Raw genomic sequence first — 11737 nt, forward strand, 5'->3', positions numbered from 1 at the left:
CTCACTCCGCCGCCTCACTGAAACCGATTGCCGCCATGGGCCTGAACTCATGCTTGTCGTGGCCGGACACACGTTCCGACCAAGGATCGACCTGCGCGAATTTCTGGCTGAAGACGAAGCGGTCGAAATAGGCCCGGCGCTTGTCGGCATCGTCCATGATCTGGCGGCGAACCTCGTCGTAACCGATACGCTTGGCCCATTTGTAGATGCGCTCGAGGTAGCGCGCCTGTTCGCGGTACATCTGTGTGAGCGCCACGATATGCTCCAGCGCCTCATCCGCGGTGTGGACGAGACCGAGGATTTCCGTACCCTTGATATCGAGACCGGCCGCACCGGCGAAATGGATCTCGAAACCGGAATCGACGCAGATGACGCCGATATCCTTGCAGGTGGCCTCGGCGCAGTTGCGCGGACAGCCGGAAACGGCAAGCTTCAGCTTGGCGGGTGTCCACGAACCCCACATGAATTTTTCGATGCGGATACCGAGCCCGGTGGAATCCTGCGTGCCGAAGCGGCACCATTGTTCACCCACGCAGGTTTTCACGGTGCGCAGCCCCTTGGCATAGGCCTGACCGGAAATGAAACCGGCCTTGCCGAGATCGGACCACACCGCCGGCAAATCCTCCTTCTCGATGCCGAGAAGGTCGATACGCTGGCCGCCCGTCACCTTCACCATCGGGATGTCGAACTTGTCGACCACATCCGCAATCGCCCTGAGCTCGGAGGAAGAGGTAACCCCGCCCCACATACGCGGCACGACTGAATAGGTGCCGTCTTTCTGGATGTTGGCGTGGACACGCTCGTTGATGTAACGCGACTGATAATCGTCGGCATATTCGTCCGGGAAATCGCAGACGAGATAATAATTGAGCGCCGGCCGGCATTTGGCGCAGCCGCAGGAGGTTTTCCATTCCAGTTCCTGCATCACGGCAGGGATGGTCTTCAGGCCCTTGGCCTTGATGAGGCGGCGCACATCGTCATGGCCGAGATCGGTGCATTTGCACATGGGCTGCACGGCGGCGGGATTGTAGCTGTCGCCCAGCGTCAGCGTCATCAGCTGCTCGACAAGGCCGGTGCAATTGCCGCAGGAGGCCGACGCCTTGGTGTGGGCGCGCACATCGTCCAGAGACGTCAGCCCCTTTGAGGTGATACTCGAGGTGATCTTACCCTTGCAAACGCCGTTGCAGCCGCAGATTTCCGCATCATCCGGCAAGGCTGCAACGGCCGCCATAGGGTCCAGCGGGGACCCTCCCTGATAGGCCTGGCCGAAGATCAGGGTTTCGCGCATGGCGGAAATATCGGTCGATTTCTTCATCAGGTCGAAGAACCATGATCCATCCGCCGTCTCACCATAAAGAACCGCACCGATGATGCGGTTTTCCTGCAGGATCAGGCGCTTGTAGACGCCGGCGGTGGCATCGCGCAGCACGATTTCCTCACGGTCGTCACCTTCGGCAAAATCACCGGCGGAAAACAGGTTGATGCCGGTGACCTTGAGCTTGGTATTGGTGACGGAGCCGTGATATTCGGCCGAACCGCCGCATAGCCTGTCTGCCAGCACTCGCGCCGATTCATAAAGGGGGGCGACGAGGCCATAACACATGCCGCGATGTTCGGCGCATTCACCCAGCGCATAGATCGAAGCGTCCGACGTCATCATGCCGTCATCCACGACGATGCCGCGATTGACGGCGATGCCGGCTTCTTTCGCCAGACCCGAGGCCGGACGAATGCCGACCGCCATAACGACCATGTCGCCTTTGATGACGCGGCCGTCTTCCAGCTCGATGCCCTCGACCTTCTCCTCGCCGAGAATGCATTTGGTATTGGCCTTGGTGATGATGTCGATGCCGCGTTCGTTGAGCGCCTTTTCAAGGAGATAGGCCGCTGCCGGATCGAGCTGGCGTTCCATGATCGTTGGCATCAGGTGGATGACGGTGACGTCCATACCCTGACGTTTCAGGCCATAAGCCGCTTCGAGCCCGAGAAGACCCGCGCCGATGACGATGGCGCGGCCCTTACCCTTGGCGATTTCCAGCATCTTCGTCACGTCGTCGAGATCGCGATAGGCGAGCACGCCGGGCAGTTGATGGCCGGGAACGGGAATGATGAAAGGCAAAGAACCGGTCGCGATGACCAGCCTGTCATAGGAGACCGTGATGCCATTTTCGCTGGTGACGGTCTTTTTGTCCCGGTCAATGCCGGTGACCTTCGCGCCCTTGTGCAGCGTCACATTGTTGGCCGCATACCATTCGTCGTTGTGGATGACGATGTCTTCATAGCTCTTTTCGCCTGATAGCACCGGCGAGAGCATGATGCGGTCGTAATTGACGCGCGGCTCGGCGTTGAAGATCGTGACGTCGTAAAGGCCGGGGGCGGTTTCGAACAGGTTTTCCAGCATGCGCCCCGGCGCCATGCCATTACCGATGATGACGAGTTTTTGCGCCATAGTCGTTACTCCGCAGCTTCGACGAAGCGGTGACGTTCGTAGAGGAACTTCAGCACGGCTTCGCGGCATTTGAGATAGGTCTTGTCGGATGCAAGCTCGATGCGGTGACGCGGTCGCGCCAGCGGCACCTCGAGCACTTCGCCGATATGGGCGGCGGGGCCGTTGGTCATCATCACGATGCGATCCGACAGCAGCACCGCCTCGTCCACGTCATGGGTGATCATGACCATGGTGTTGCCCAGCCGGGCGTGGATTTCCATCACCGCGTCCTGGAGGTGGGCGCGGGTCAGCGCGTCCAGCGCGCCGAAAGGCTCGTCCAGCAGCAGGATTTTCGGCTCCATGGCAAGCGCCCGGGCAATGCCGACGCGCTGTTTCATGCCGCCGGAAATTTCCGACGGCTTCTTGTCCTTCGCGTGTCCCATCTGCACGAGATCGAGATTGCGCATGACCCAGTCATGCCGCTCGGCCCGCGTCTTGGTGTTGCGGAACACCTTCTCCACGGCGAGATTGACGTTTTCATAGACCGTAAGCCACGGCAGCAGGCTGTGGTTCTGGAACACGACGGCGCGTTCCGGGCCGGGTTCGTTGACCTCACGGTTTTCGAGAAGCACCGCCCCGGCTGAAACCTTCGTCAGCCCGGCAATCAGGTTGAGCATGGTGGACTTGCCGCAGCCGGAATGGCCGATGACCGAGACGAATTCACCCTTTTCGATGGTGAGGTTGATGCCTTTCAGCACCTCGGCGCGCGAACCACCCTTGTCGAAATATTTGTCGATATGATCGAGCTTCAGATAAGCGTTCATAGTTATCGCCCTTTCAGTTGGCCGCAGCGCCGCGGGTGATGACCTTGCCAAGCGCCGCCACCAGCTTGTCGAGCATGAAGCCGACGACGCCGATGTAGGCGAGCGCCACGATGATGTCGGGCAGGCGCGAGGAATTCCACGCATCCCAGATGAAGAAGCCGATGCCGACACCGCCGGTCAGCATTTCCGCCGCAACGATGGCTAGCCATGAAAGACCGACGCCGATGCGCAGGCCGGTGAAGATGTAGGGTGCTGCCGATGGCAGCATGATCTTGAAGAAAAACTCGATCTGGTTCAGCCGCAGCACCTGCGCGACATTGCGGTAATCCTGCGGAATGTTGCGCACGCCGACCGCCGTATTGATGATGACTGGCCAGATGGAGGTGATGAAGATCACGAAAATCGCCGATGGATTGCTGTCCTGAAAGGCAGCCAGCGAAAGCGGTAACCAGGCAAGCGGCGGCACGGTGCGCAGCACCTGAAAGATCGGGTCGAGACCGCGCATCGCCCAGACCGACTGGCCGATCACCGCACCCATGATGATGCCGGCAATGGCCGCAAGGCCGAAACCGTAAGCCACCCGTTCCAGCGAAACCAGCACACGCAGGCCCAGACCAATATCCTGTGAACCATTATGGAAAAACGGCGAGACGATGAGGTCGTAGCTTTCCTCGAAGACCTGGCTTGGCGGCGGCAGCGACGAGCCGGGGGCGGAACAGAGCAGCTGCCAGACGCCGAGCAGCACAGCGAGCACGACAAGCGGTGGTATGGTGTTGCGGGCCGCTGCCGCACCCCATTTGCGCAGATCGATCCGCGACGGGTGTTTGGGCGTAAGCGCCACGACGTTTGCCTTTTGCGCTGCCGGCTGCTGCGGCTCTTCCTTGAATTTTCGGGCCAATGCGGACATGGGCGTTTCCTTTTGATGTCGGTTGCGGTCGGGGTCTCGCCCCTCACCCGATCTTCAGTCTCGGCCGGTGAACGGCGGCAACTGGCGGATGAGGGGCGACACCCGGTCTCCTCCTCAGGAGGCCGCCTTGATGGAAAGACTTTCGAGATAAGCGGATGGGTTTTCCGGGTCGAAGACCTTGCCGTCGAAGAAGGTTTCCTTGCCGCGCGAGGTGGAAGCGGGCAGATCGGCAACGCCGAGATCCTTGGCTGCTTCGCGCCAGAGATCCTCGCGGTTGACCTTCGCAACCAGCGCCTTCACGTCGGTATCAGGCGCGAATTTGCCCCAACGGATGTTTTCGGTGATGAACCAGCTGTCATGGCTGTGGAAAGGATAGGAGGCGTGATCCTGCCAGAACTTCATCTGCAGGCCGGTATTTTCGAGCACACGGCCATTGCCGTAATTAATATTGCCCTTGAGGCGGCCGAGAACATCCTTCGGCGGCACGTTGAACCATTGGCGCTTGCCGAGGATGGTGGACATCTCCTCCTTGTTCGCCATCTCGTCGCACCATTGCTGCGCTTCCATGACTGCCATCAGCAGCGCCTTGGTGGCGTTGGGGTTCTTTTCCACCCACTCGGCGCGCATGCCGAGCGCCTTTTCCGGATGGCCCTTCCAGAGTTCTCCGGTGGTACAGGCGGTAAAACCGATGCCCTGATTGACGAGCTGCTCATTCCACGGTTCGCCCACACAGAAGACGTCCATATTGCCGACCTTCATGTTGGCGACCATCTGCGGCGGCGGAACGACGATGGTGGAGACATCCTTGTCCGGGTCGATGCCGCCGGCAGCCAGCCAGTAGCGGATCCACAGATCATGCGTGCCGCCGGGGAAGGTCATCGCCGCCTTGATCTCCTTGCCTTCGGCCTTCTTTTTCTCGAAAGCCGCCTTCAGCTTGGAAGCATCCAGCTGAACGCCGGTATCTGCATATTCCCTGGCGACGGAAATGCCCTGGCTGTCGAGATTGAGGCGCGCGAGGATTGTCATCGGCACCGGCACATTGTTCTGCGTCACCTTGCCGGTGTGCATGAGATAAGGCATCGGGGTCAGAATATGCGCGCCATCGATGCCGTTCGAAGCGCCGCCCAGCACGAGATTATCGCGTGTCGCGCCCCAGGAGGCCTGTTTCAGAACCTCGACATCCGGCATGCCATGCTTGGCAAACAGCCCCTTTTCCGCCGCGATGATGAGCGGAGCGGCATCGGTGAGCGCGATAAAGCCGATTTTTGCGCCTTTCACTTCCGGCTCAGCGGTGGCTGCGAAAGCACCCGACGGAAAGGCGGTGCGGATGGCCGTAACGAGAGCAGCGGTGGCTGTCGTCCTCAAGATCGTGCGGCGACTGACATCGCCCGAGAATATCTTTTTCATTCGCATCTTCCCCTTATTGGGCCACCTGCGCGGTGACGTTTTCGCTTGCGAAAAATCCTGAAAATAAAAAAACGCCGCTCGGTATTCGCGCCTTCGGAACGGGAGGTGTTCCGGGCAGCAAAACCTTGCGACGTCTATGTCTTCGAAAGCGCCTATGCCGCGCCCTGCTTGCACCGATCGCCGTTGACCGGTGCAAACAAGGAGAAGCAAGCAGCGTGCCAGTTCATGAAATTAGAATTATAACATTGAAAACAAACAATAATTTTAAGAGTAGAATTCGTGATTAAATTTTAATCATCGATTATTTTGTCTTTAGTTTGTGCAAAGAAAAAAATTTCGCGCTTGAAATTTGCGCAGCCTGCAGGCCAGGCGTCGGTCACGCCTCTCCGGAGGACGGGGAAAACGGCGCGGATGTCCGCACGGTAAAGCCACTCACATAACCCTCAATGTCAGCTGGATCGAACACGAAACCATCCACGAAACGGTCGCCCTCTTCCCGCCCTTCGATACGGATGTCGGCATCATCAGGTGCATTGGTCTCTCCCAGCGCCGCCCGATAAATATCCGGCCGATAGGCGGAAAGGGCCGCATCCATGTCCGCCTGCGAAAACTCTGCCTGCCCCCAGCGGATCATCTGGCTGTAAATCCACAATGCCTGGCTCTGGCGCGGATAATTGGCATGGCCGCCGTGGAAGATGAAATAGTTGTCAATCACCCGGCGGTTGCCCTGGCTGTCGATGCTGAATTCGCCTGATAGCACCCGGCGGATGATGCCTTCAGGTGCGCCAATGTAGCGGGAGTCAGCAAGCGCCCTGCTCAGCTCGTCGTGATTTTCCGCAAGATCGCACCAGCGCGCGGCGGCATCGAGCGCCGTCAGCAACCGGCCGACAGTTTCCTGCTGGCTTTCCGCCCATTCGGGCCGCATACCGATCACCTTTTCCGGTGCCGACGGCCACAAATCCTGCTTGGCGGCGACGATCCTGCCAACACCACGCTCGGCGGCGACAATGTTCCACGGCGCACCAACACAGAAACCGTCGATGGCGCCGGCCGAGAGCGCATCCGACGTCAAAGGCGGCGGCACCACCACCAGTTTGACGTCGTGATCGGGATGGATACCGCCGGCCGCGAGCCAATAGCGAAATTCGTAATTATGCGACGAAAACGGATAGGTCATGCCAAGCGTCGGCGGCGCTTCGCCGCGCGCCCGCATATCATCGAGCACCCGTTTCAAGGCCTTGGCGTTTTCGAGTGCGCCCGCCGTTTCAGACAGCCCCGTCAATGTCTTCATCCGTGCAAACAGGCGGGTCGAGAGCGTGATCGCATTGCCGCCGCGCCCGAGCGAAAAGGGCGTGATCGTCGGTGAAGGGTTGGAGCCGAGCCCGAGCATCGAGGCGACGGGCATGGGCGAAAGCATATGGGCGATGTCGAATTGCCGGAACGCCAGCCGGTCACGCACATTCGCCCAGGACACATCCTTGACGAGATCGAGTGACAGGCCTTCACGCTCGGCAAAACCGAATTCGGCCGCCGCAATCAGAACGGAGGCGTCGACAAGCGGGATAAAACCGGCACGCAGGACTTTCTGACGGTCACTGCCAACAATGGCTGGCACACCAGTCGCTACGCTATCTGATCCCGCCGTTTTTCCCGGTGCCGCCATATCATACACTCCACACTGTCCGACTGGCCTTTGTCACATCAACAAACCGGCCGCGGTGACCACGCTTTGCGCGATCTCGGAAATTTTCTTTTTCTCGTTCATCGCCGTTTGCCGCAAAAGCGCAAAGGCCTCCTCTTCGGAAAGACCACGCATCTTCATCAAGATGCCCTTGGCGCGCTCGATGACCTTGCGCTCCTCCAGCGCCGATTTTGCTTCGGCAAGTTCCCGTTGCAGGCGGCTGAAAGCGTTGAAGCGGCTGACCGCCATATCGAGAATGGGTTTGACCCGCTCCTTCTTCAGCCCATCGACGACATAGGCCGAAACCCCCGCCTCGACGGCCGCCTCGATGGAGGCCGTGTCGGAGCGATCGACGAACATGGCAATCGGCCGGCCGACCGTGCGGGTAAGCTGGAACAGATGCTCCATCATGTCACGGTTGGGATTTTCAAGATCGATGAAGATGACATCGGGCTGCAGCGTCTCGATAGTACGCGCCACCCCGATCACTTCATGGATGACCGTGACGCGATGATAGCCGGCCTCGCGCAGCCCCTCCTCAATGATGGAGGCGCGGATCGCGTTTTCGTCTATGACAAGAATGGTGAGGTCGCGAAGCGTCATGTCAGCATTGATGACGCAGCGCAGCAAACTTGGCAATCGGCTGCGGATGCAAAAATGGATGGAGCGCCAAGGGACTTTCTCTCCCCTGCCGCCTGCCCTATCAGGATGCGTGTTCGACGGCGCGTTCGAGCGCCTTCAAAACCGTACGCTCGGAGAGATTGAGATAGATTTCCATCTCATTGCCGGCATCGGCCGCTTTGCCCTCTTCCATCAGCGACAGGATCTTGCTGTTCATGTCCACGAAGGGCGAATGAAGCTGTTCGGGATCTTTCAACAAGCCGAAACAAAGCCTGAGTTCAGCGGCGATACGCTCGTAAAAATCGCTGAGGCGGGCGCTGTCGAGAAGATCGACCACGGCGGCGTGAAACTTCATGTTGGCGCTGCCCACGCCCAGCCAGTCAGCCGTTTCACGCTTCACCTTGGCATCCTCGACCGCTGCACGCATGATGCGAATGGCCGGATGTTTATGCCAGGCCTGACGCAACGCGCCGCATTCCACCATGCGCCGTACCCGGTAAATGTCGATCACCGAAGCCATGGTCGGAACGGCGACGAACACACCGCGATTGGCCTCGTGGCGCAACAGCCCATCCTTCGTCAGAAGCCGAAAGGCTTCACGCAATGAATTGCGCGACACGTCGAAACGCTCACTGAAGGCTGCCTCTGAAAGGCGCTGTCCCGGCATCAGCTCGCCGGAGATCAGCAGGGTACGGATACCCTTGGCCAATCGATCCGCAAGCGGCAGAGCCTCTATCGTTTCCGTCATGTCGCCCCTTTCTTAAGAGCAATGCAGCATCGGGAATTCCGTGACAGGCATGTTCGGACACGGCATGATTGCCCATAGCACAAAGCATTAGCAAAGCACGAAAAAAACGTGATTAAATCATGGCCATAACGTCCAACAAATAGACAAAATGAAAGAACGATAACTTTATATTGTTCAACAAAGTTGACAATTTCACAGAACCGGACAAGATCAACCGCATAAAGCATCCGCGAGGGGCGGATTGCGACAGGAGCGGAGAAAATCCATGGAGCAGAAAAAGCTCACCCCGACTGCCGGCACAAAAATGTCCAAACGCGCGTCCCTGATGGGAGCGATCTTCCTGATGGCGACATCGGCCATTGGTCCCGGTTTCATCACGCAGACGGCGACCTTCACCAACCAGCTCGGCGCCGCCTTTGCCTTCGGCATTCTTGCCTCCATCCTCATCGACTTTGTCGTCCAGCTCAACATCTGGCGCATCGTGACGCTGACGCGGATGCGCGCTTCCGACATCGCCAATGCGGCCATTCCGGGCGCCGGTTACCTGCTCGCCATTCTCGTCATTATCGGCGGCCTGTTCTTCAACATCGGCAATATCGGCGGCACCGGCCTCGGTCTGAACGCCATTTTCGGACTGGACCCGAAAATCGGCGGTGCTATCAGCGCGATATTCTCCATCGCCATCTTCGTTTCCAAGCGCGCGGGTCTTGCCGTTGACCGGTTCATCATTTTCGCCGGTATCCTGATGATCGTGCTGACGCTGTATGTAGCGTTCGTTTCCGCGCCACCCGTCGGCGACGCCTTCCGCCAGACCTTCCTGCCGGATACCATCAACTTCGCGACCATCACCACCATCGTCGGCGGCACCGTCGGCGGCTACATCACTTATTCCGGCGCACACCGCCTGCTGGACCGGGGCATGGTCGGCATTGAAAACCTGCCCGCCGTCAACCGCGCCGCGCTGACCGGCATCGCCGTCACCGGCATCATGCGTTACGTGCTGTTTCTCGCCATTCTCGGCGTCGTCGCCAGCGGCGTCATCATCGATACCTCGGGCCAGGCCGCCAACCCCGCCGCGCAGGCCTTCCGCTCCGCCGCGGGCGATCTCGGCTTCCGGCTCTTCGGCATCATCTTCTGGGCAGCGGCCATCACCAGCGTCATCGGCGCAGCCTATACATCCGTCTCGTTCCTGCCCGTCTTCAAGCAGGATATGAGCGAGCGCGCCCGCAATATGGCGACGGTCGTTTTCATCGCCGTCTCGCTCGTCTGCTACCTGTTGATCACCACGCCACCCGCGGCCATGCTGGTCTTCGTCGGCGGCCTGAACGGTCTCATCCTGCCCATAGGCCTCAGCATTTTCCTGTTTGCCGCATGGAAGCGCGAAGACCTGATGGGCGGCCATCGCTACTCGCGCATTCTGCTCGGGCTCGGCGTGCTGACTTGCGCACTGACATGGTACATGGGCTACAAGTCCGCCGGCACCATCTTCGGCCTGCTCGGCCTGTAAACACCAAAGGGAGGCAAACATGGCCGCTATCGATCTCAACAGCGATCTTGGCGAAAGTTACGGTGCGTGGAGCATGGGAGACGATGAGGCGATGCTCGCCATCGTGTCCAGCGCCAACATTGCCTGCGGATTTCACGCAGGCGACCCTGCCGGCATCTACCGCACCGTCAAAGCCGCTGCCGAAAAAGGCGTGGTCGTCGGCGCCCATGTCTCCTATCCGGACCGCGTCGGCTTCGGCCGCCGCGATCTGGACGTGACCTCGGAAGAACTGATTGCCGATGTCATCTACCAGATCGGCGCACTGAAGGGCGTCACCGCCGCCGCCGGAACCACGGTGCGCTACGTCAAGCCGCATGGGGCGCTTTACAATCGCATCGCCAATGATGCGAAGCAGGGGCAGGCGGTCATTGACGGTATCAAGGCTATCGATCCTTCGCTGGTGCTGATGGGCCTTGCCAATGCGCCTATCCTCGATCTTGCCCGCAAGGCTGGCCTTTCTGTTGTCGCAGAGGCCTTCGCGGATCGTGCTTATACACCTCAGGGTCAGCTCGTTTCGCGCCGGGAAGCCGGTGCCGTTCTGCATGACGCGGCAAAAATCGCCGATCGTATGGTGCAGCTTGCCCGCGAGGGAACGCTGGAAGCAATCGACGGCAGCATCATAAAAATCGAAGCGCAATCCATCTGCGTGCATGGCGACAGCCCCGGCGCGGTCGCCATCGCCCAGGAAATCCGCCGCCGTTTCGAAGCGGAAGGCATAACAATCCGCTCCTTCGCATCCGATCGCTGAAAGGAGCGGCCAATGACAATACCTACATCCTATCTCAACCACACCGATGCGGAAGCGGCGCGAAAGGCTCGCGGCACATATCGCGACGGCCTCATCGCCCCCACCTCCGGCATCGCTCCCGGTTTCACACAGGCGAACATGATCGTGCTGCCACGCGACTGGGCCTTCGATTTCCTGCTTTATGCGCAGCGCAATCCAAAACCCTGCCCGGTGCTTGATGTCTCCGATCCCGGTTCACCCACCACGCTTCTGGCACCCGGTGCCGATCTCAGGACTGATCTGCCACTCTACCGTATCTGGCGGGACGGCAAGCTTGCCGAGGAAACGGCTGACGCCACCGCCGCCTGGGCGGAACGCGACGATCTCGTCGCCTTCCTGATCGGCTGCAGCTTTACCTTCGAAACGCCGATGGTCGAAGCCGGCATCGAAATCCGCCACATGACCGACAAGAGCAACGTGCCGATGTATCTCACCAACCGCCCCTGCCGTCCGGCTGGGCGGCTGAAGGGCAACATGGTCGTTTCCATGCGACCGATCCCGGCATCGCGCGTCGCCGATGCGGCCACCATTTCCGGACGTTTTCCGGCGGTACATGGCGCACCCGTGCATGTCGGCGCGCCGGAAGAAATTGGCATCACTGACCTCGCAAAGCCTGATTTCGGCGATGCGGTTCGGATCGAACCGGGCGAAGTTCCGGTATTCTGGGCCTGCGGCGTAACTCCTCAGGCCGCCGTGATGGCGTCCGGTGTGCCGTTTGCGATCACCCACGCGCCTGGACACATGTTCATCACCGATATTCCCGATTCAGCCTATCACGCGTGAGGACA

General features: G+C 59.7%; 10 protein-coding genes. 3 read left to right on the plus strand and 7 right to left on the minus strand.

What is annotated here, in order from left to right:
• Position 1: 1 nt before the first annotated feature.
• The 7 genes from nirB to FCH38_RS12730 form a co-directional block, all read right to left on the minus strand.
• Entirely contained in the window at positions 2-2449 is a 2448-nt protein-coding gene (gene nirB / locus FCH38_RS12700; RefSeq protein ID WP_174373988.1) for a nitrite reductase large subunit NirB, read from the minus strand.
• A gap of 5 nt (positions 2450-2454) precedes the next feature.
• Positions 2455-3252, minus strand: coding sequence for an ABC transporter ATP-binding protein (locus FCH38_RS12705; protein WP_174373989.1), 798 nt, complete (start codon positions 3250-3252; stop codon positions 2455-2457).
• 13 nt (positions 3253-3265) lie between these two features.
• Positions 3266-4159, minus strand: a complete 894-nt coding sequence (ntrB, locus tag FCH38_RS12710; protein ID WP_174373990.1) for a nitrate ABC transporter permease — start codon at positions 4157-4159, stop codon at positions 3266-3268.
• A 114-nt stretch (positions 4160-4273) separates the two neighbouring features.
• On the minus strand, positions 4274-5566 hold the full coding sequence (locus tag FCH38_RS12715) for a CmpA/NrtA family ABC transporter substrate-binding protein (RefSeq protein ID WP_174373991.1): 1293 nt from the start codon (positions 5564-5566) through the stop codon (positions 4274-4276).
• Positions 5567-5942: 376 nt separating this feature from the next.
• Entirely contained in the window at positions 5943-7229 is a 1287-nt protein-coding gene (locus FCH38_RS12720) for a CmpA/NrtA family ABC transporter substrate-binding protein (RefSeq protein ID WP_174373992.1), read from the minus strand.
• 33 nt (positions 7230-7262) lie between these two features.
• On the minus strand, positions 7263-7850 hold the full coding sequence (locus FCH38_RS12725; protein WP_149899679.1) for an ANTAR domain-containing response regulator: 588 nt from the start codon (positions 7848-7850) through the stop codon (positions 7263-7265).
• 100 nt (positions 7851-7950) lie between these two features.
• Positions 7951-8616: a GntR family transcriptional regulator gene (locus FCH38_RS12730; protein ID WP_149899680.1), complete on the minus strand. Its 666-nt coding sequence runs from the start codon at positions 8614-8616 to the stop codon at positions 7951-7953.
• A gap of 265 nt (positions 8617-8881) precedes the next feature.
• Between FCH38_RS12730 and FCH38_RS12735 the strand changes: the two genes are divergently transcribed.
• Genes FCH38_RS12735 through FCH38_RS12745 form a run of 3 tightly spaced genes read left to right on the plus strand, consistent with a single transcriptional unit; the run spans position 8882 to position 11732 of the window.
• Positions 8882-10123 (plus strand): NRAMP family divalent metal transporter, encoded by a 1242-nt coding sequence (locus FCH38_RS12735; RefSeq protein ID WP_149899681.1) that lies wholly within the window; start codon positions 8882-8884, stop codon positions 10121-10123.
• Between the two features lie 19 nt (positions 10124-10142).
• Positions 10143-10910, plus strand: coding sequence for a LamB/YcsF family protein (locus tag FCH38_RS12740; protein ID WP_153514260.1), 768 nt, complete (start codon positions 10143-10145; stop codon positions 10908-10910).
• A 12-nt stretch (positions 10911-10922) separates the two neighbouring features.
• Positions 10923-11732 (plus strand): putative hydro-lyase, encoded by an 810-nt coding sequence (locus tag FCH38_RS12745; RefSeq protein WP_174373993.1) that lies wholly within the window; start codon positions 10923-10925, stop codon positions 11730-11732.
• The last annotated feature ends 5 nt before the right edge of the window (positions 11733-11737 follow it).

This window comes from Agrobacterium tumefaciens (assembly GCF_013337285.1).
GTDB classification, from domain to species: Bacteria; Pseudomonadota; Alphaproteobacteria; order Rhizobiales; family Rhizobiaceae; genus Agrobacterium; species Agrobacterium burrii.

Bases quoted from the DNA above. Each gene is read 5' to 3' on its own strand.
- nirB (WP_174373988.1), bottom strand. From the start codon at position 2,449: ATGGCGCAAAAACTCGTCATCATCGGTAATGGCATGGCGCCGGGGCGC.
- FCH38_RS12705 (WP_174373989.1), bottom strand. From the start codon at position 3,252: ATGAACGCTTATCTGAAGCTCGATCATATCGACAAATATTTCGACAAG.
- ntrB (WP_174373990.1), bottom strand. From the start codon at position 4,159: ATGTCCGCATTGGCCCGAAAATTCAAGGAAGAGCCGCAGCAGCCGGCA.
- FCH38_RS12715 (WP_174373991.1), bottom strand. From the start codon at position 5,566: ATGAAAAAGATATTCTCGGGCGATGTCAGTCGCCGCACGATCTTGAGG.
- FCH38_RS12720 (WP_174373992.1), bottom strand. From the start codon at position 7,229: ATGGCGGCACCGGGAAAAACGGCGGGATCAGATAGCGTAGCGACTGGT.
- FCH38_RS12725 (WP_149899679.1), bottom strand. From the start codon at position 7,850: ATGACGCTTCGCGACCTCACCATTCTTGTCATAGACGAAAACGCGATC.
- FCH38_RS12730 (WP_149899680.1), bottom strand. From the start codon at position 8,616: ATGACGGAAACGATAGAGGCTCTGCCGCTTGCGGATCGATTGGCCAAG.
- FCH38_RS12735 (WP_149899681.1), top strand. From the start codon at position 8,882: ATGGAGCAGAAAAAGCTCACCCCGACTGCCGGCACAAAAATGTCCAAA.
- FCH38_RS12740 (WP_153514260.1), top strand. From the start codon at position 10,143: ATGGCCGCTATCGATCTCAACAGCGATCTTGGCGAAAGTTACGGTGCG.
- FCH38_RS12745 (WP_174373993.1), top strand. From the start codon at position 10,923: ATGACAATACCTACATCCTATCTCAACCACACCGATGCGGAAGCGGCG.